20 protein-coding genes are annotated in these 19582 nt (G+C 68.1%); 5 read left to right on the forward strand and 15 right to left on the reverse strand.

Annotation, left to right across the window (positions count from 1 at the left end):
• Positions 1–53: 53 nt before the first annotated feature.
• The 3 genes from ON41_RS27975 to ON41_RS27985 all read right to left on the reverse strand — a co-directional run bounded on the left by ON41_RS27975 (position 54) and on the right by ON41_RS27985 (position 3032).
• Positions 54–782: a DNA alkylation repair protein gene (locus ON41_RS27975; RefSeq protein ID WP_040750908.1), complete on the reverse strand. Its 729-nt coding sequence runs from the start codon at positions 780–782 to the stop codon at positions 54–56.
• Positions 779–1579 (reverse strand): glutamate racemase, encoded by an 801-nt coding sequence (locus ON41_RS27980; RefSeq protein ID WP_051162658.1) that lies wholly within the window; start codon positions 1577–1579, stop codon positions 779–781. Before ON41_RS27980 ends, ON41_RS27975 begins: the two co-directional genes overlap by 4 nt.
• A gap of 274 nt (positions 1580–1853) precedes the next feature.
• The gene (locus ON41_RS27985; protein WP_040750910.1) at positions 1854–3032 is read right to left on the reverse strand and encodes an NAD(P)/FAD-dependent oxidoreductase; all 1179 of its coding nucleotides are present in this window, start codon (positions 3030–3032) and stop codon (positions 1854–1856) included.
• 208 nt (positions 3033–3240) lie between these two features.
• On the opposite strand from ON41_RS27985, the gene ON41_RS27990 reads away from it, so the two are divergent.
• The 4 genes from ON41_RS27990 to ON41_RS28005 all read left to right on the forward strand — a co-directional run bounded on the left by ON41_RS27990 (position 3241) and on the right by ON41_RS28005 (position 7120).
• Positions 3241–3588, forward strand: coding sequence for an SPW repeat protein (locus tag ON41_RS27990; protein ID WP_040750912.1), 348 nt, complete (start codon positions 3241–3243; stop codon positions 3586–3588).
• Entirely contained in the window at positions 3588–4214 is a 627-nt protein-coding gene (locus ON41_RS27995) for a TetR/AcrR family transcriptional regulator (protein WP_040750913.1), read from the forward strand. The genes ON41_RS27990 and ON41_RS27995 overlap by 1 nt, the downstream gene beginning before the upstream one ends.
• Before the next feature lie 149 nt (positions 4215–4363).
• Positions 4364–5608 (forward strand): lipase family protein, encoded by a 1245-nt coding sequence (locus tag ON41_RS28000; RefSeq protein WP_085995837.1) that lies wholly within the window; start codon positions 4364–4366, stop codon positions 5606–5608.
• A gap of 57 nt (positions 5609–5665) precedes the next feature.
• Positions 5666–7120 carry a hypothetical protein gene (locus tag ON41_RS28005; protein WP_040750915.1) on the forward strand — a complete coding sequence of 485 codons (1455 nt, stop codon included), beginning with the start codon at positions 5666–5668 and terminating at the stop codon, positions 7118–7120.
• A 138-nt stretch (positions 7121–7258) separates the two neighbouring features.
• On the opposite strand, the gene tuf is transcribed toward ON41_RS28005, so the two are convergent.
• From tuf to hppD, 7 genes are all read right to left on the reverse strand, one after another.
• Positions 7259–8449, reverse strand: a complete 1191-nt coding sequence (tuf, locus tag ON41_RS28010; RefSeq protein ID WP_040750916.1) for an elongation factor Tu — start codon at positions 8447–8449, stop codon at positions 7259–7261.
• Positions 8450–8599: 150 nt separating this feature from the next.
• Positions 8600–10702, reverse strand: coding sequence for an elongation factor G (gene fusA, locus ON41_RS28015; RefSeq protein ID WP_040750919.1), 2103 nt, complete (start codon positions 10700–10702; stop codon positions 8600–8602).
• A 165-nt stretch (positions 10703–10867) separates the two neighbouring features.
• Complete coding sequence (rpsG, locus tag ON41_RS28020; RefSeq protein ID WP_040750920.1) at positions 10868–11338, reverse strand: 30S ribosomal protein S7; 471 nt, start codon at positions 11336–11338, stop codon at positions 10868–10870.
• 1 nt (position 11339) lies between these two features.
• A complete protein-coding gene (gene rpsL / locus ON41_RS28025) occupies positions 11340–11714 on the reverse strand; it encodes a 30S ribosomal protein S12 (RefSeq protein ID WP_040750922.1) in 375 nt (124 codons plus the stop codon).
• A 317-nt stretch (positions 11715–12031) separates the two neighbouring features.
• Complete coding sequence (locus ON41_RS28030; protein ID WP_040750923.1) at positions 12032–12586, reverse strand: DUF3558 domain-containing protein; 555 nt, start codon at positions 12584–12586, stop codon at positions 12032–12034.
• Positions 12587–12612: 26 nt separating this feature from the next.
• A complete protein-coding gene (locus ON41_RS28035; RefSeq protein WP_040750925.1) occupies positions 12613–13143 on the reverse strand; it encodes a DUF3558 domain-containing protein in 531 nt (176 codons plus the stop codon).
• Between the two features lie 30 nt (positions 13144–13173).
• A complete protein-coding gene (gene hppD / locus ON41_RS28040) occupies positions 13174–14364 on the reverse strand; it encodes a 4-hydroxyphenylpyruvate dioxygenase (RefSeq protein ID WP_040750927.1) in 1191 nt (396 codons plus the stop codon).
• A gap of 135 nt (positions 14365–14499) precedes the next feature.
• Here hppD and ON41_RS28045 point away from each other — a divergent pair, with 135 nt between their 5' ends.
• On the forward strand, positions 14500–15018 hold the full coding sequence (locus ON41_RS28045; protein WP_040751103.1) for an Lrp/AsnC family transcriptional regulator: 519 nt from the start codon (positions 14500–14502) through the stop codon (positions 15016–15018).
• Between the two features lie 6 nt (positions 15019–15024).
• Here ON41_RS28045 and ON41_RS28050 read toward each other — a convergent pair whose 3' ends face one another.
• From ON41_RS28050 to ON41_RS28070, 5 genes are read right to left on the reverse strand one after another with little or no spacing between them, the layout of a single operon-like run.
• Positions 15025–15675 (reverse strand): GntR family transcriptional regulator, encoded by a 651-nt coding sequence (locus ON41_RS28050; protein WP_040750929.1) that lies wholly within the window; start codon positions 15673–15675, stop codon positions 15025–15027.
• 28 nt (positions 15676–15703) lie between these two features.
• Positions 15704–16696, reverse strand: a complete 993-nt coding sequence (locus tag ON41_RS28055; RefSeq protein WP_174411371.1) for an isopenicillin N synthase family dioxygenase — start codon at positions 16694–16696, stop codon at positions 15704–15706.
• Between the two features lie 21 nt (positions 16697–16717).
• Positions 16718–17884: a hypothetical protein gene (locus ON41_RS28060; protein WP_040750932.1), complete on the reverse strand. Its 1167-nt coding sequence runs from the start codon at positions 17882–17884 to the stop codon at positions 16718–16720.
• A 20-nt stretch (positions 17885–17904) separates the two neighbouring features.
• A complete protein-coding gene (locus ON41_RS28065) occupies positions 17905–18753 on the reverse strand; it encodes an ABC transporter permease (protein WP_040751104.1) in 849 nt (282 codons plus the stop codon).
• The gene (locus ON41_RS28070) at positions 18753–19544 is read right to left on the reverse strand and encodes an ABC transporter ATP-binding protein (protein WP_040750934.1); all 792 of its coding nucleotides are present in this window, start codon (positions 19542–19544) and stop codon (positions 18753–18755) included. Before ON41_RS28070 ends, ON41_RS28065 begins: the two co-directional genes overlap by 1 nt.
• Between the last annotated feature and the right edge of the window lie 38 nt (positions 19545–19582).

Raw genomic sequence — 19582 nt, forward strand, 5'->3', positions numbered from 1 at the left:
CTGCCAGGCACATCCGGTGACGGACCACCTCAAGATCCAGTTCTGAGGGGCACTCACCGCATGCGCCGATACCCCCGCCGCACTTCGGGTTCGAAATGCTCTGTGGCGTAACTCAGTGCCGTGCGGCCCATCTCGGCGGCGTGGCGGTCGAGGAAGGCGGTCAGCAGGTCGCGGTCGACGCGTTTGCCCACCTCGCGCAGCATCCAGCCGACCGCCTTCTGGATCAGGTCGCGGCGGTCGGTGAGGAGTAGCTCGGACAGTTCGAATGTGGTGGAGGCATCGCCGGCCTTGATGAAAGCGAAGGTGCTCAGCAGGGCCACTCGCCGCTCCCACAGCGAATCCTGGTGCGCCAGTTGGAAGAGCAGGTCCCGGGGCCGGTCCAGGAGCCACGGGCCGAGCACGTTCTCGGCCGAGACGTCGACCAGGTCCCAGTTGTTCACCCGGCCCCGCCGCACCGCCGCCAGGTACAGCTCGACGATTTCCTCCTGGGCGGCGGCGTCGTAGGTGCGAGGTTTCATCGCCTTCGCCATGGCGGTGTTGAGTACGACCAGGCCCGCCAGCCGGTGCTCGTGGACGGGGCTGTCCAGCAGCGCGTCGATCTCCGGCAGGGGCAGTGCCGCAAACCGTTTCGCCACCGCACGGGTCTGCGGCACCCGCACCCCGATGAAGACATCGCCCTCGCCGTACTCGCCGGGGCCGGTCTTGAAGAACCGCTGGAGGTGAATGGCGTCGGCCGCGTCGGCGATCTCCGCCAGCGCGGCGCGCACCGCCTCCGCGGTCATCGTGTCCGGGAGCCCGCGTCGAGGTGCTGATACGCGGCGGAGCGCGCGCCCAGGATCCGGCCGGATTCGTAGGCGGCCGCGGCGGCAGGCAGCGCGCCCGGGCGGCCACTGGTGAATACCGTGACCGCGCCGGAACCGGAGGCCGGGCGGCCGAGCGCGTCTATCCGCCGAAGGGTCTGGGCCGCAACGGCTTCCGCGCTGTCGAACAGCCGGACGCCGGCGGGCAGCGCGGCCACGATCGTATCCAGCACCAACGGGTAGTGGGTGCAGCCGAGCACCACGCCCTCGGTCCCGGCGGGTGTGCGCTCGGCGGCCCGCGCGATGGCGTCCTCGATCGCCGCCAGATCCCCGCGGTCGATGGCGTCGGCCAGGCCGTGGCAGGCCACCCCCGTCACCTCGGCGTCACCGCCGAAGCGTTCGATCAGGTCGGCCTGGTACCGGCTGGCGGTGGTCGCGGCCGTCGCCCAGACGGCGACCCGCCCGCACGCCGCGGCGGCCGGTTTGATGGCCGGGACCGTGCCGATGACCGGAACCTCCGGGCCCACCTCGACCCGGACGTGTTCGAGCGCGGTCACGCTGGCCGTATTGCACGGCAGCACAATGACCTCCGCGCCCGAGGCCAGCGCGCGCCGCGCCGCCTCCAGCACCCGGTCCACGACCCACTGCTCCGGCTTCGGACCCCACGGGGCGCCGTCGGGGTCGGTCTGCAGCAGCAGGTCCAGATCGGGCCGCAACTTCCGCAACCACGCCCCCGTCGGCAACATCCCCAGTCCGGAATCGATGAGCGCGACGATCACACAGCCACCTTATTCGCGCCCACCACCCCCACTCACACGCACCCGGTTCCCACTCACGACCACCCCGAAACCCACCCACCCAACCATCCCGCACCACTGCGGCTTCCCGCACCACTGCAGCTTCCCGCACCACTGCAGCTTCCCGCACCACTGCAGCTTCCCGCACCACTGCAGCTTCCCGCACCACTGCGGCTTCCCGCACCACTGCGGCTTCCCGCACCCCGTCCAGCGCGCTGGACGGGGTGCGGGAGTACGAAAGGCGTGCGCGGGCGGGTCAGCGGGCGGGGGCGGCCGCGCCGGAGAGTTGGGCGCGCATTTTCATGACCGCGCCGGTTTTGCCTGCCCCGACGACGGCGGTGAGGGTGCCGTCGGAGAAGTAGTGGGCGAGGAATTTGTGGCCGTCGTCGTCCAGGACGCGGACCTCGTCGGCGGTGGAGGGGGTGCCGAGTACCTGGATCTTGAGGTTGTACTGGTCGCTCCACACGTAGGGGACGCGGGCGGCGGCGGGGGCGTCGGTGCCCAGGAGCGCGTTCGACAGCAGGTGGGCCTGCTCGCCGGCGTTGGTCCAGTGCTCGACGCGCTTGTGGCCGCCGGACTCGTGCCGCCAGGCCGCCACGTCACCGACCGCCCAGACGCCGTCGACCGAGGTGCGGCCCGACTCGTCGGCGAGGACGCCGCCACCCTCGCGCGGCGGTGCGAGCGGGATGCCGGAGTCGGCGAGCCACTCGGTCACCGGCACCGAACCGACGCCGATCACCACCAGGTCGGCCGCCACCTCGTTGCCGTCGGACAGCCGCACCCCACGCACCGAACCGTTCTCGACCACAAGCGATTCCAGCCCGACGCCGCAGCGCACATCGACGCCCTCGGCCCGATGCAGCCGCCCGACGAGCCCCCCGACCTGCTCGCCCAGCGCGGCCGCCAGCGGCACGGGTTGCGGCTCCACCAGCGCCACCTCCACACCGCGCGACCGCAGGCTGGCCGTGACCTCACACCCGATGAATCCCGCGCCCACCACGACCGCGCGGGCCGCACCGGACAGTTCGTCGCGCAGCGCGGTGGCATCCGCGTGACTGCGCAGGACGTGCACGCCCGACGCCTCGGGCAGGCCCGGAATCCGCCGGGGGCGCAGGCCCGTCGCGATGATCAGCTGGTCGTAGTCGATCGCGCTGCCGTCGTCGAGTGATACCCGCCGCGCGGCGGTGTCCACGCCCGTCGCGGCCGCGCCCAGCCGCAGCCGGATGTCCTTCTCGGTGAAGAACTCCGCGGGCCGCAACGTCGTATCGTCGGTCTCCCCGCGGACGAACTGCTTCGACAGCGGCGGGCGATCGTAGGGCAGCCGCGGCTCGTCGCCGACTAGAACCAACTCGCCGGAGTACCCGTCGCGGCGCAGTTCCTCTGCGGTCCGCAGCCCGGCCAGCCCGGCGCCGACGATCACGATCGGCCTGGTCATCGCATCGCTCCCCGATTCGACGTCATGGATACGCGTAGCTGCACGACCATCAACATTATTCTAGAACTCGTTCTAATTATACGGTGAGAGCCGTCACAGCACCCGCACGCACAATGCTGCACAATCTTGTTCCGACAGGTATTGATCGGGCGGTCAATCAGAGTTATACCGAGAGGAGAACATATCCCCAGCCCTCGAGGAGGCAACAATGTTCAGCGAGAGTCGCGCACAGGATTTCGTAGCCGTCGTACTCGGCGTCTTCACCGCGCTGTCACCCCTCTGGGTGGACACCAGCACCCGAGCCGCGTGGACGCTGATCGTCCTGGGTGTGCTCATCGCCCTGACCGGTCTGGCACAGCTGGCACGGCCGGCGATGGCGGGCATGGACTACGCGATGGGCGTATTGGGCGTGCTGCTGTTCGTCTCCCCTTGGGTGATGAACTTCCACGATTTCACCGGCGCCTCGTGGACCGCGTGGATCGTGGGCGTACTGACCGTCGTCGCCGCGGTGGCGGCCCTTCCGCAAGTGACGGCACGGCTGCATACTGCTCACTGATGCACATGCCCAAACCCCGAGCCGGGCGTCGCCGGAGCAAGAAGGTCGATGGCGACGCCCGTCAGCTCATCCTGGATGCCGCCGAGAACCTCTTCGCGACACACGGATTCGACGCGACCGCGACGGCGGCGATCGCCACCACGGCCGGCGTCCCGAAGGGTTTGGTCTTCTACTACTTCCCCACCAAGGATTCGATCCTGTCGGCGCTGATGGCCGAGCGCGTGCCCGCCCGGCCGCTCGCCGACATCGATACCGTCGTGTCCCCCGGCGATCCGGCCAGGAGCCTCGTGAACCTGGACGCCGCGCTCAATCTGCGCGACCACCACTCCTCCGTCCTGCGCGTGATCATGTGGCGCGAGGCCGACACCCATCCGGACGTCCGGAAGCAGTTGCGGCGCATGCGCGACCAACTGCTCGACATCACCGCCAGGGTGCTGCAGGCCAGCGCTCCCGGCCCGGTCCGGCCGGGCACCCTCAGCGCGTGCGCCACCGCCTGGGTCTCCGGCGTCCTCGCCATCACCACGACCGATCGCCTGCACGCGCTCGACGGACTAGCGCTGCCGACGGCCGACGAGATTCTCAACCTCTCCCAGGTCGTCGCGGCCGGGATGACCCACCTCGGCTGAGCCGCGCGACCGGTTCACCTCCTGTTTTCCGGGCGTTTGCCCAGGAAAATCCCTGCTCCGGCACGCGGCGTGTCTCCCCGCCTTCCCCGTCCCCGACCTCTTGAATACCAACTGCCCGGTCTTCCAGGTTCCGCACACCCGTGGAGGTCATGGACTTGATCCGTCAGGCCCGCATCACCCGAATCGGTGCACGTCAGGGACTTCGACGACTGATCGGTGCCGCACTCGGAGCGGCCGTCGGCCTCGCGCTCGCCGCGACGGCGACGGCACAGCCCCTCTACCCGCGGCCCGATCCCGATCCGTTCTTCGCCGTGCCCGCGGATATCGACCGGTACGAGCCCGGCGCGGTGCTCGAGGTTCGGCCTATGCCGCCGCTGCTCATCTTCCCGGGCACCACGGTCTCGCTGGTCAAGTTCCGTTCCACCAATTCCCACGGCCGGCCGATCGCGGCCACCACCACCGTGCTGACGCCCGCCAACCATCGCCCCGACGATCCGCTGGTGTCGTACCAGCACATCATCAACGGGCTCGGCGCGGACTGCGCGGTCTCGCACGTGCTGTACACGGCCGACCCGAATCTTCAGGTGCGCGAGGCCCCGGCCCTGAACGCGCTCCTGCTCCGCGGCTGGAGCGTCGCGCTGCCGGATCATCTGGGCCCGCAGTTCGCCTACGGCGCCGCGCGTCTGGGCGGGCAGATCACCCTGGACGGCATTCGCGCGGTGAAGCGGGTGCCCGAACTCCGGGTCGGCGGCAGCCGGGTGACCATGGCCGGCTACTCCGGCGGCGGCATGGCGACCGCGTGGGCCGCCGCCATGCAGCCGAAGTACGCGCCGGAGCTGGATATCGCCGGGGCGGCCACGGGCGGCGTGCCGATGAACATGGTCACGATGGTCAGGGCCCTGGGCATGAACTCGCATCCGGCGTTCGGGCTCGCGATGGCCGCGGCGATCGGGCTGGAGCGGGAGTATCCGGACCGGCTGCCCATCAGTGACTATCTGAACCCGCGGGGCATCGTCGCGCGCAACGCGATGGCCAACGGCTGCACCAACGAGATCCTGGCCGCCGGGGCGGGGCGCAGCGCCCGCGAATTCGCCACGAGCACGGATCTGGTGGACAGCCCCGACGCCTGGGCCGTGGTCGAGGAGAACAGCCTGGAACTGTTCGACGGAATTCCCGAAATGCCTGTGTTCGAGTGGCATTCGCCGTCGGATCCGCTGATCCCGATCGACGCGATCGTGAACACCAACCGCCGGTATTGCGCCGCCGGCGTGCGATTACAGGCAGATCTCGTCCCCTCGCCGGAGCATCTCTCGGCGGCCGTACTCGGCGTGCCGTGGATGGTCAACTGGCTGGATGCCCGGTTCCGCGGCGAGCCCGCGCCGTCGAACTGTTGAGTTGACCTCGGCGGGCACGGACTGAAGTCGCGATGGCTCGGCGTTAGCATGGCGACTATGACGGATGCCGATTTCGCCAGTTTCGGGGAACCCCAGCGTGCACGACCGGAGGGATCTCGCCTGACCCAGGTCAACAACTCGGGTCCGGCCCCGACCAACTCGCTGACCGGCATCGACCTGAATTCGCACAGCCCTTTCGGTCCCGAGATGCAGTGGAATCAGCCGGATTTCGCCACCCAGTGGGCCAATGCGGCGACGCCCTCGGCGACCCCGCCGCCCGAGCCCGCCCCCCGGGCGGAATCCTTCACCTCCGCACCCGACTCCGTGGCGATCCGGCCCGATTCGTCCGCGCTCTCGTCGGCCGACACCGGCCCGTTCCGGGCGGATACCGGTGGGTTTCGTAACGGCGCAGGCGGATTCTCCACCGATACCGCGCCGAATTCGTTCGAATCCCTGAACCCGCGCATCGACGCACCCGTCCAGCGCACCGAATCCATTACTCCGCGCACCGAATCGGTCGTCCCTCCCGGCGAGACCATTACTCCGCGAAACGACGCGATCCTGCCGCGGGCCGAATCCGTTCCCCCGCGCAACGACGCGAACCTTTCCGATACTTCGCGCGCGGAATCCGTTACTCCGCTGCATGATTCGGCCGCCTCCCACAGCGAATCCATCGCTTCGTGGAACGAATCTCTTCTTCCCCGTGGCGAATCCACCGCGGCGCGGAACGATTCACTCCCCGCACATCACGATTCCGCCACACCGCGCAACGAATCACTTTCCACACACCGCGATTCCACCGCTCCACGCAACGACTCGCTTTCCGCGCACCGCGATTCCACCATTCCGCGTAACGACTCGCTTTCCGCGCACCGCGATTCCACCATTCCGCGTAACGATTCACTCTCCACGCACCGCGATTCCACCACACCACGCAACGATTCACTCTCCGCGCACCGCGATTCCGCCACACCACGCAACGATTCACTCTCCGCGCACCGCGATTCCGGCTCGCCGCGGAACAATTCGGCAATCCCGCACTCCGGGGCTTCCGGCCGGCACGGTGAACCTGGCACCGCACCCGGTGAACCGGCGACTACGACACACGAATCCTTCGGCCCTCGTGCGGCCACCACGTCCCCCACCGAGCCCACGCGACGCCCGCAAGGGGGTCTGCGCTCGCGCACGGAGACCCCTCGCAACAACAGCGAACTCTCGCGCCCCACACCCGAATTCGCCCCGGCCCGCCGCGCCGCCCGCCACACCACGCCCCTGGAGGACTCCCCCACCACGGTCGACGTCCACCTGATCATGCGACTCCTGCTGACCAGCAGCAACCTCGAAACCATCGCCAAGAAAGCAGAAGCCGGCGAGGTCTCCCTCACCGAATTCATCCAGGCCGCCCACCGCACCCGCACGGTAGCCGTCGACCTCGTCTCCGCCTGGTTCGGCGGCACCGACCAGATGCGCCAATTCGCCGAGGCCCTATTAGCCGCTACCGAGCAGACCTGATGCTTTTGGGTGTACCGGGGGTATGAAGACGTGAAAAGGGCCGTTCCCCTTGGGGGAACGGCCCTTTGTGGTCATCTCCGCGAGCTGGCTTGCGGGACCCCGGCTAAAAGCGTGCCGGGGTGATCTCGCGGAGCGAGATCACTTGATGATCTTCGTGACCCGGCCGGCGCCGACGGTGCGGCCACCCTCGCGGATCGCGAAGCGCAGGCCCTCTTCCATGGCGACGGGCTGGATCAGCTTGACGCTCATCTCGGTGTTGTCGCCCGGCATGACCATTTCGGTGCCCTCGGGGAGGGTCACGACGCCGGTCACGTCGGTGGTGCGGAAGTAGAACTGCGGGCGGTAGTTGTTGAAGAACGGGGTGTGGCGGCCGCCCTCGTCCTTCGACAGGATGTACGCCTGGCCCTCGAACTCCGTGTGCGGGGTGGTGGTGCCCGGCTTGATGACGACCTGGCCGCGCTCCACATCCTCGCGCTTGATGCCACGCACCAGCAGACCGACGTTGTCGCCCGCCTGGCCCTGGTCCAGCAGCTTGCGGAACATCTCGATGCCGGTGATGGTGGTCTTGGTCTTGTCGGGACGGATGCCGACGATCTCGACTTCCTCGTTGACGTTGACCACGCCACGCTCGACACGACCGGTGACGACGGTGCCACGACCGGTGATCGTGAAGACGTCCTCGATCGGCATCAGGAACGGCTTGTCGGTCTCACGAACCGGGTCCGGGATCGACTCGTCGACCGCGTTCATCAGCTCGAGGATCGACTCGGCCCACTTCTCGTCGCCCTCCAGCGCCTTCAGGCCGGAAACGCGGACGACCGGAGCCTCCTCGTCGAACTCCTGCGAGGCCAGCAGCTCGCGGACCTCCATCTCGACGAGCTCGAGGATCTCCTCGTCGTCGACCATGTCCGACTTGTTCAGCGCGACCAGGATGTAGGGCACGCCGACCTGACGCGCGAGCAGCACGTGCTCGCGGGTCTGCGGCATCGGGCCGTCGGTGGCGGCGACCACGAGGATGGCGCCGTCCATCTGGGCCGCGCCCGTGATCATGTTCTTGATGTAGTCGGCGTGGCCCGGCGCGTCGACGTGGGCGTAGTGCCGCTTCTCCGTCTGGTACTCGACGTGGGAGATGTTGATCGTGATACCACGAGCCTTCTCCTCCGGAGCCTTGTCGATCTGGTCGAACGCAAAGCTCTGGTTCAGGTCCGGGTACTTGTCGTGCAGAACCTTGGTGATAGCCGCCGTCAGCGTGGTCTTGCCGTGGTCGACGTGACCGATCGTGCCGATGTTGACGTGGGGCTTCGTCCGCTCGAACTTCGCCTTCGCCACTTGATGTCCTCCTGGACTTGTTGGTGCTTGCTCTATGCAGCAGTGCGGTTTGTAATTTCTGGTCGTGCGGTGACCGGTCCCCGCCAAAAGCGTTGCGGGGACAACCGGCCGGGGCCGATCGGGTAGCCGAGCGGCCCGGAGGCCGGTCGACTACTCGCCGGTCGCCTTGGCGATGATCTCCTTCGACACGTTGGCCGGAACCTCCGCGTACGAATCGAACACCATGGAGAAGTTCGCCCGGCCCTGGGTCTTGGACCGCAGGTCACCGATGTAGCCGAACATCTCCGAGAGCGGAACCAGCGCCTTGACGACACGGGCACCACTGCGTTCCTCCATGGCCTGGATCTGGCCACGGCGGGAGTTCAGGTCGCCGATCACGTCGCCCATGTACTCCTCGGGCGTGGTGACCTCGACGGCCATCAGCGGCTCGAGGATCACCGGACCGGCCTTGCGGGCCGCTTCCTTCAGGGCCTGCGCACCCGCGATCTTGAACGCCATTTCCGAGGAGTCGACCTCGTGGTAGGCGCCGTCGAGCAGCTTGGCCTTCAGGTTGACCAGCGGGTAACCAGCGAGGACACCGTACTGCATGGCGTCCTGGATGCCGGCGTCCACCGAGGGGATGTACTCGCGCGGCACGCGGCCACCGGTGACCTTGTTCTCGAACTCGTAGGTCGCGCCGTCCTCGCCCACGAAGGGCTCCAGGGCGATGATCACGCGCGCGAACTGGCCGGAGCCACCCGTCTGCTTCTTGTGGGTGAACTCGTGCTTCTCGACGACCTTGGTGATCGTCTCGCGGTAGGCCACCTGCGGCTTGCCGATGTTGGCCTCGACCTTGAATTCGCGCTTCATCCGGTCGACGTAGATGTCGAGCTGGAGCTCGCCCATGCCGCCGATGACGGTCTGGCCGGTCTCCTGATCCAGCTTCACGTTGAAGGTGGGGTCCTCCTCCGCGAACTTCTGGATGGCGGTGCCCAGCTTCTCCTGGTCGGCCTTGGTCTTCGGCTCGATGGCCACCTCGATGACCGGGTCCGGGAAGGACATGGACTCCAGCACGATCTGGTTCTGCGGATCGCACAGGGTGTCACCGGTGGTGGTGTCCTTCAGGCCGATGACCGCGTAGATGTGGCCCGCCTGGGCCTCATCGATCGGCTGCTCCTTGTTGGAGTGCATCTGGAACAGCTTGCCCAGACGCTCCTTCTTGCCCTTGGTCGAGTTGATGACCTGGGCGCCGGAGGCGACCTTGCCCGAGTACACGCGGACGTAGGTCAGCTTGCCGAAGAACGGGTGCGTCGCGACCTTGAACGCCAGGGCCGCGAACGGCTCGGTGGTGTCCGGGTTGCGGTGGATGATCTCGTCCTCTTTGTTGGGGACGTGACCGTCGGTGCCACCGTCGTCCAGCGGCGTCGGCAGGTAGTCGATGACGGCGTCGAGCATGGGCTGCACGCCCTTGTTCTTGAACGCCGAACCACAGAGCACCGGGTACAGCTCCGAGTTCACGGTCAGCTTGCGGATCGCGCCCTTGATCTCCTCGATCGAGAGCTCCTCGCCGCCGAAGAACTTCTCCAGCAGGGCCTCGTCCGACTCGGCGACGGTCTCGAGCAGCTCCTGGCGGTACTGCTCCGCGCGCTCGGCCAGATCGGCCGGGATCTCGATGGTCTCGTAGGACTCGCCGAGCTTGGTCTCGCCCTTCCAGACCTTCGCGTTCATCTCGACCAGGTCGATGATGCCCTCGAACTCGTTCTCCGCGCCGATCGGCAGCTGGATGACCAGCGGCTTGGCACCGAGGCGGTCCTTGATGGTCTGGACCGTGAAGTAGAAGTCGGCGCCCAGCTTGTCCATCTTGTTGACGAAGCAGATGCGCGGGACGTCGTACTTGTCGGCCTGCCGCCAGACCTGCTCGGACTGCGGCTCAACGCCCTCTTTTCCGTCGAAGACCGCAACCGCGCCATCGAGTACGCGCAGCGATCGCTCCACCTCGACGGTGAAGTCGACGTGACCCGGCGTGTCGATGATGTTGATCTGGTTGTCTTTCCAGAAGCAGGTCGTCGCGGCCGACGTGATCGTGATGCCGCGTTCCTGCTCCTGGGCCATCCAGTCCATCGTGGCCGCGCCGTCGTGGACCTCACCGATCTTGTAGGTGATGCCGGTGTAGAAGAGGATGCGTTCGGTTGTGGTGGTCTTACCGGCATCGATGTGCGCCATGATGCCGATGTTGCGGACCTTGTTGAGGTCGGTGAGCACGTCCTGTGCCACGGAAATCTTCCCCGCTCGTAGCTAGTTGGGATTTTCGGGAACGACCCTGGCTCCGTTCGGAGGCCCAGAGGCCATCACTTTTTCAACGTCGGGCGTGGCGCCGGAGTGCCACGCCCGACTGTGACTCGCCTCCCGGCGCCGTTCCTCGGCGATCCGGGAACCGATTCACCAGCGGTAGTGCGCGAAGGCCCGGTTCGACTCGGCCATCTTGTGGGTGTCCTCGCGACGCTTCACCGAAGCGCCCAGACCGTTGCTGGCGTCCAGCAGCTCGTTCGCCAGACGCTCGACCATGGTCTTCTCACGACGCTGCCGGGAGAAGTTCACCAGCCAGCGCAGCGCCAGGGTGTTGGCGCGGCCCGGCCGCACCTCGACCGGCACCTGGTAGGTGGCGCCACCGACACGGCGGGGCTTGACCTCCAGGGAGGGCTTCACGTTGTCGAGCGCGCGCTTGAGGGTGACGACCGGATCGGTGCCGGTCTTCTCGCGCGCCTGCTCCAGCGCGGCGTAGACGATCCGCTCGGAGGTGGACTTCTTGCCGTCCAGCAGGATCTTGTTGACCAGCTGGCTCACCAGCGGCGACCCGTAGACCGGGTCGTTGATCAGCGGACGCTTGGGAGCGGGGCCCTTGCGCGGCATATCAGCTCTTCTCCTTCTTGGCGCCGTAGCGGCTGCGGGCCTGCTTGCGGTTCTTCACACCCTGGGTGTCGAGCGAACCGCGGATGATCTTGTAGCGCACACCGGGGAGGTCCTTCACACGACCACCGCGCACGAGCACCATCGAGTGCTCCTGCAGGTTGTGGCCCTCACCCGGGATGTAGGCCGTGACCTCGACCGCGCTGGTCAGGCGAACACGCGCGACCTTACGCAGCGCGGAGTTCGGCTTCTTCGGGGTCGTGGTGTACACGCGGGTGCACACGCCACGACGCTGCGGGCTCCCCTTGAGAGCCGCGGTCTTCGTCTTCGCGACCTTGTCGCTGCGACCCTTGCGGACCAGCTGGTTGATGGTTGGCATATACCGGCTTTCTTTATTCAGTAACCAGGTGTCTGGAATGTCTTCACGTCTGTGTTCTCGAGCTGTCACCCGTCCACCCGGACCGCGTTCCCCGCGTCCCGAGGTCGGGCGTGTCGCGCGCAGTACATACCTACTTTTCCGGGCACGCTGAAACGGTCGGCCGCTTTCGCTGGCTTACGTCCTGCACACAAACCTGCCCGCAGCTTCCGGGCACAGCGATCCACGATACCCGTCGGCGCGGCGGGGAGCAAAAGCGGGTACCCCGTGGTAGCGGGGCCACGGCGCCGGAAGGCGGTATCCGGTTGTGGAGCGTGTCGTCAGCGGGCCAGGTTCAGTGTCAACTCTGCCAGTTTCTGGGCTCCCTCGCACGGATCCGGATGACCGGATCCCGCACGGTAGTTCACCCACCAGCCGATTACCCCGGTATCCGCGGCCGGCGCCATCACGCCGCAGGCGTCCGGATCGTTGGGCCGGTGCACCTGAAGTGCCCGCCGGCCCTGCACGTTGATGTCCGTCGTGGTGTAGCCGAGCCGATCGTTGTTCTGTTTCTCGTTGGGCAGCGAGCCCATCTCGTACCAGTTGAGCGTCGCCATCCCGTCGCCGCCCGGCGTGCCCTGCAGGTCCCACATGCACACCGCGCCGTTGAACGAACTCTGCGCGTACTGCGCGCCCGTCGCCTTGGCGATCTCGTCCTGCTGGACGACCTCGCATTCACGCAGCAACTTGTCGAAGTTCATGTTGACCGAGCTGCCCCCGCCCGCCGGCTGCGCGGATCCGGTGACGGTGCGGCCGCAGCCGCCGGCCGTCATCGCCACCGCCACGGCGACGGCCGCGATCGCCGCCGCCCGCGTCCTCGCTGCTCGCGTACGCATCTCGCCCCTCACGTCGGTCGCCGCTCTCACTTCAGCCGCTGCACTGTCAGCTCGGCCAGCTTGCGGTTCTTCAGGCACGGATCGCCGCCGATCGTGCCGAACAACCCGCTGGAGGTCGACCATTCGAAGAAGTCGTCGCCAAGCTGCACCGCCAGATCGCAGATGCTGCCGTCGGCGGTGGCGTCCTGGAAGCCCGGATGCCCGGCGACCTCGATGCTCTCGGGATTGCGACCCTGCGCGGTCACCCACGCCCGCTCGCGCTCGATGGGACTGCCGCGGTAGGAGGCGAAGGTGACGCTGGGCGAGGAGGCGCCGGCCGACTGCCAGTTACAGCCGACGGAATTCTTGAACGACCGCGAGATCTGCCCCAGCTGGCCGAGATCGCGCACCTCGTCGTCGGTGGCACCGCCGCACTCCCCCGTGAACGGGCCCAGCGCGGCCACCTTCAGCGGCGGGCGCACGAGCGGCGTCCCGCTGTCCGCATTGTCGCCCGACCCGCACGCCGTCAGCAGCGCTGCGATGGCCGTCCCCGTGACGATCGCCGACGTGATCCGCATGCCCCAGACTGTACTGGTCGCCGCGCGGCCTCACAGATTGCCGCGGGCCTCCTGCTCGCGCTCGATGGCCTGGAACAGGGCCTTGAAGTTGCCCTTGCCGAAGCCGAGGGAACCGTGGCGTTCGATCAGTTCGAAGAAGACGGTGGGGCGGTCGGTGAGCGGTTTGCAGAAGATCTGCAACAGGTAGCCGTCCTCGTCGCGGTCGACCAGGATGCCGCGAGACCGCAGCTCCTCCACCGGGACTCGGACCCGGCCGATGCGGGCGCGCAGCTCCGGATCCTCGTAGTAGGCGTCCGGGGTGTCGAGGAATTCGACGCCCTCGCGGCGCAGGGCGTCGACGGTGGTGAGGATGTCGCCGGTGGCCAGGGCGATGTGCTGCACGCCGGGACCGCGGTAGAACTCCAGGTACTCGTCGATCTGGGACTTCTTGCGGCTCACCGCCGGCTCGTTGAGCGGGAACTTCACCCGGTGGTTGCCGCTGGCCACGACCTTGCTCATCAGCGCCGAGTACTCGGTGGCGATATCGTCGCCGACGAATTCGGCCATGTTCTCGAAACCCATGACGCGGCGGTAGAACTCGACCCACTCGTCCATCTGCCCGAGTTCGACATTGCCGACGACGTGGTCGATCGCCTGGAACACCCGCCGCGGCGCGCCCTCGCGCGGGACGAAGCCGGACGTCCTGGCGACGAAGCCCGGCAGGTACGGCCCGTCGTAGCGCGACCGGTCGACCAGCGTGTGCCGGGTCTCGCCGTAGGTCGCCAGCGCGGCGGAGCGGACGGTGCCGAATTCGTCGGTGTCGTCGTGCGGTTCGACGAGGACGGTGGCGCCGTGCGCCCGCGCCCACTCGACGCACTTGTCGACATCGGGGACCTCGAGCGCGATGTCGACGACGCCGTCGCCGTGCCGATCATGATGTGCGACAAGCGGACTGGCCGGATCGACCGCACCGGTCACGACGAATCGCGCGCCGCCGCTGCGCAGGACGAACGACTTGCGGTCGCGGTCGCCGGTCTCGGGGCCCGAGTACGCCTCCAGCCGCATCCCGAACGCCGACTCCAGATAGTGCGCGAACTGCGTGGCGTTGCCGACCACCCACACCAGCGCGTCCCAGCCGATGACGGGGAAAGGGTCGGCGGCGGCATCGTGGTCGACCAGCCCGACCAGGTGGGTCTCCGAGGGCTCCGGGCGGGCCGCGACGTTCATCTGCTCGACAGTCATGCACCTAGGTAATCGCCCGATCGCTCGACTGAGCAATATCGGCAAAATTCGGTAGACATCATGGCGAATTGCGCCACCAAGGCGGGGTCGATGCTGGACAATTTGAATAGATCACGAGCACGGATGGAGACGACGATGGCACGCACTGCCGCCCGGCTGGACGAGCTGGATCTCGCGATCCTGTCCGCCATGCACGAATACCAGAAGGCGGGCATTCTCGAGCTGTCGCGGCGTACTCGCGTCGCGCGTGCGACGGTGCAGTCGCGCATCGCCCGCATGGAGGAGTCCGGGGTGATCTCCTCCTATGATCCGCAGATCGACGTCACCGCGGCGGGATTCGACGTGCAGGCATTCGTCACCCTGGAGATCGCCCAGGGCGCGCTGGACGCCGTGGCCGCCGATCTGGAGGCCATCCCCGGCGTGCTCGAGGCCTACGCCACCACCGGCTCCGGCGACGTACTGTGCCGCCTCGGCGCGGATTCGCACGCCGGTCTGCAATCGGTCCTCCTGAGCATCGACCGCAGCTCGGCGGTCGTCCGCTCGCACAGCGTGATCGTCCTGTCCACGGTCGTCACCCACCGCACCCTCCCCCTCCTCCGCACCCTCACCCCCGCCGGCACCAGCAAGGCCCCGGCCTACCGCAACCACAGCTGAGCACTGTTACCGACGGCCGAGCCTCGTGATCAGGCCGCGGACGTGGGCCTCGGCGGCTGCGCGGGCGTCGTCGGGGTGGCCGGATTCCAGGGCTTCGACTATGCGGCGGTGTTCGCGGAGTGCGGTGCGGCGGTTGGATTCCGAGCGCCAGAGGTCGCCTCGGTAGAGGTGGGCCTGTGCTTCCATGCGGGCGAGTTCGTCGGCGAGCGTGCGGTTTCCGCAGCGGTCCCGGATGAAGGCGTGAAATTCCAGGTCCAGTTCGGTGTCGCGGGCGGCGTCGGCGGCGGCGCGCAGATTGGCCTCCTGTGCGCTCAGCATCGCGTTCAGTTCGGCCAGCTCGGCGGCCGTGACGCGGACGGCGGCCGTGGCGGCCGCGAGACCGTCGAGCACCGCCCGCACCGCGAGCACGTCGCACACCTGCCGGTCGTCGATGGTGGCGACGCGGGCGCCAGCATGCGGGACGGCCACGGCCAGCCCCTCGTAGATGAGCTGCTGCACCGCCTCCCGCACCGGGCTGCGGCTGACGCCGAGCCGGGCCGACAGGCCGGGCACGCTCAGCGCCGTGCCCGGCCCCAACTCCCCCGACAGCACCAGTTGCCGCAGCTGCCGGTGGACGGACTCGCCCAGCAGCGCGCCGTCCGCGGCCGCGTCGGTCATCGCGCTTCCTTCCCTGTCGGCGACAACGCTACTGTTCGGGACGGTAGTTGGCGCGCACCCGCTGAGCGAGGAAGTCGGCCGCCGTCACCGGCGGATAGGTCCCGCGCGGCCCGGCGATCACGGCGTCCCGATCCGCCTGGGCGAAATAGGCAATGCTGTAGCGGTCACCCTGGTATTCCTCGGGCCCCGGACCGCGGACCCGGTGGAAATTGGACGGCAGCAGATCATCGCTCCAGCGGGTCAGCATGTCGCCGATATTGCAGGTGATCAGCGCCGAGGACGGCGTGATGGGCGTCCAGCGCTGGTCCCGCATCTCCTTGCCCGGACACACCTGCAGGCCGCCCTGACCGTCGCGCTGGAAAAGCAGTGTCAGACAGTCGAAGTCGGTGTGCGCACCGGCCCGCCACCGGCCGGGCACCCCGCGCAGTTCCGCGGGAACGGCGAAGTAGTGCAGCAGCCGCAGCGTGCTCTGATACTCCTCGGACGCCGGGTTATGGGCGGTGGTGAAATGGTCGCGGGGCAGGCCGAGCCGGTCGGCGAAACACGACAGCACCCGCATGGCGACGGCCCAGCACCGGGACTCGAAATCCCGTACGGCCGAGACGAATCCGGGCAGCTCGCTCTCGCTGGGCCACAGCCCGGCCATATGCGGGCGAGTGATCTGGTAGGACTCCTTCTGATCCGGCACGCCGATGGACGGGCGGACCTGGCTCATACTCTCCCACCCGGCATTGTTCGCCTTGACCAGCGGATAGTGCGCCTTCACCGCGTCCGGGAGCGCGAAAAACCGTGCGGTGAGGTCGAATACGCCGTCGATCGTCTCCTGGGCGATACCGTGCCCCGACAGCTGGAAGAACCCGATCTCGGTCGCGGCGGTCCACAGTTCGTCGGTGATCTCGGCGCGGCGCGCGTCGAAGTCGGTCAGATCGATCACGCGGATCTCGCGATCGTCGGTCTCGCTGCCGAGCCCGCCCATCTGTTGTTCCCGGGACACCTCGGACAGGTCGTAACTGGCGGTCATCATCGTCCTTTCTTCGGTGGATCAGCTGCCGACGTTGACGGTCGGATCGAGGAATTCGGTGGTCACCAGGTCGGCGGCGCGCAGCCCGTCCGGCACGGTGGCGCCGCCGCGGCGCAGGATCGGGGCGAACTCGTCGATCACCCGCTGCACCCGCGCCGGATCGAAACTGCCCAGCACACCGTCGGTCTCGTTGCCGATCAGCCCGCCGTCGATCAGCGCTTTCGAGGCGTAGGCGGCCAGGTCGGCGCTGTAGGGAGTGAAATTGGGGCTCTGCGCGACCACATCGGTGACGATGTCGTTCACCCGGCCGGGATCGGCGCGGAACTGCGCGGTGGAGCGCTGGATCATCGGGACCAGCCGCCGCAGGCACGGTCGCAGCTCGTTCAGCCGGTCGGCGCGAACGTTGACCGTGCGCGCGTAGCCTTCGTAGCCGACGTCCCGAAGCGTCTGGTACGCAACGGGTTTGCCCCAGGCGCGTAGTTCGTGCTCGTACACGTACGGCTCGGAGTTGAGGAACCCCTGCTGCGCGAAGGACGGATCGGAGACGAAGCGCGACGGCGAGTTGTCGTAGGACGCGTCGATCTGCGCGGGCTTCAGCAGGCCGCGCGACACCAGCCAGTCGGGATACAGCTGGCCCTGCGAAACCACCACCGGCGCACCGGATCTGCCGATATCCGCGATGCCGTGCCAGTCGGGATGGGTCTTCGGATCCCACATGAGCAGCTGCGGGCTGTAGCGGAGCAGCGTGGTCACCGCGACGATCGGCTGCTGCCCGGCGGCCGCGATCGCCTGCTCGGAGTGGGCCAGCCCGAGGGTGATACTCGGATCGACGTACATCTGCGAGGGCACGGTCTGGAATCCGATGGCCGCGCCACCCGCGCGAATCTCCAGCTTCACCCCCGTGTCCTTGCCGTCGACGACCAGCGGCCCGGTGACGCTGTTGTGCTCGGCATCGACCCGGTATCCCGGGCCGAGCAGGCCGAAGAGCGGACCCGCGTCCGTTTCGGGCTCCCATTGCAGCTGCGCCACAACGGTTCCCGGGCAGATCCCGGACAGCTGCTGCTCCGGCGGCGCGGCGGGCAGGCTGATCGGCGCCGTGCCGGAATCGGATCCGCCGCAGGCGGTGAGGGCGACGGCGGCCAAGGCGGCCAGGGCGGCGACGCCGGCGCGGCGCGGTGTGAATGACATGAGGTTCTCCGAACGGTGGGTCAGCGGCCCGAGGCGTGCCAGCGGCCGACGGTGAGGCGTTGCGCCAGGGTGAAGATCGCGAAGACCGCGACGCCGAACAGGGCGGCCAGCAGCAGCGCGGCGAGCAGATCCTCCGATTGCAGCCGGGCCCGGTAGGTGTTGAGCAGGGTGCCGATGCCCGGACGGCCCTGCGCGCAGAACATGTCGCCGACGATGGCGCCGGTCACCGACAGGCCCGCGGCGGTGCGCAGTCCGGTCAGGATCGACGGCAGGGCGGCCGGCAGTTCCAGGGAGACGAGCCGCCGCGCGCGGCTCGCGCGGCCGAGCAGGAACAGCTCCCGCAGGTTCGGGTCGACGGAGCGAATCCCGAACAGCGTCATCGCGATGATCGGATGCACGGCGATGAGTACGCAGACGATGGTGCGCGCGGTAATCCCGTAGCCGAACCACAGACCGATCAGCGGCACCACGGCCAGCACCGGAACAGCTTGCAGCACAACGGTTTGCGGGTACACGATGCGTTCGAGCACCCGGGCCTGGCTCATCAGGACGCCGATGCCGACGCCGAGCGCGACCGACACGGCCAGCCCGGTCACGGCCACCCGGGCGGTGACCGTGAGCGCCTCCAGCATCACCTCGAGCTTGGCCGGTTTCATCAGCGATTCGGTGAGCACCACATGCGGCGGCGGGAGCAGGAAGCGGCGATCCGGCGCCAGCAGCACCAGCGAGACCAGGTACCACAGCGAGAGCACGATCCCGAAAGAGAGCACCGGCGCGCCGATACCGGTCAGCATCGAGCGCGGTCGCGGGGTGCGACGGGTGGCCGCGCGGACGAGGCCCGCCCGCGCGGGTGCGGCTAGTCCTACCATCAGCACGCCTCCCGCAGCGATTCGGAGATGCGCGAAACCTGGTGTGTGAAGGCCGGATCGAATCGCACCGAGCGATCGCGCGGGTAGGGCAGGCCGATATCGATCACCTCGTGCACGCGGCCCGGCCGGGCAGACATGACCACCACCCGCGCACCGAGGAATACCGCCTCGGACACCGAATGGGTGATGAACAGCGCGGTGAAGGCGTTGTCCCGATACAGGCGCAGCAGTTCCTCCTGCATCTCGAGCCGGGTCATCTCGTCCAGGGCGCCGAAGGGCTCGTCCAGCAGCATCAGATCGGGTTCCAGCGCCAGCGCGCGGGCCAGCGACACCCGCATGCGCATCCCGCCGGACAGCTGATTCGGCAGCCGGTGCGCGACATCGGCGAGTCCGACGGCGGCGAGCGCCCGATCGGCGCGGCCCCGCCGGGTCGCCCGGTCGACGCCGCGCAGTTCGGCGGACAGTTCCACATTGCGGCGCACCTTCCGCCACGGCAGCAGGGTCGCCTCCTGGAAGATGAAGCCGATCGACTCCGCGTGCACCGCAACGGTTCCCGCGGTCGGCCGGTCCAGCCCGGCGGCCATCCGGAGCAGCGTCGACTTCCCGCATCCGGACGGGCCGACGACGGTGACGAATTCACCGGTCCCGATATCGAGGTCGATGCCGGAGAGCGCGGTCACGCCGTCGCCGCCGCGATCCGGGAAGCGCTTGTGGACTCCCGAGAGGGAGACGGCGGCGCCCGCCGCCGGATCGCCCGGCCGGGTCGCGTGGAGGGGGTCGTGCAGAAGCATCGTTCACCTACTTTCGAGCCAACTTACGTGCATACGTC

It is taken from the genome of Nocardia transvalensis NBRC 15921 (assembly GCF_000308875.1).
GTDB lineage: Bacteria > Actinomycetota > Actinomycetes > Mycobacteriales > Mycobacteriaceae > Nocardia > Nocardia transvalensis.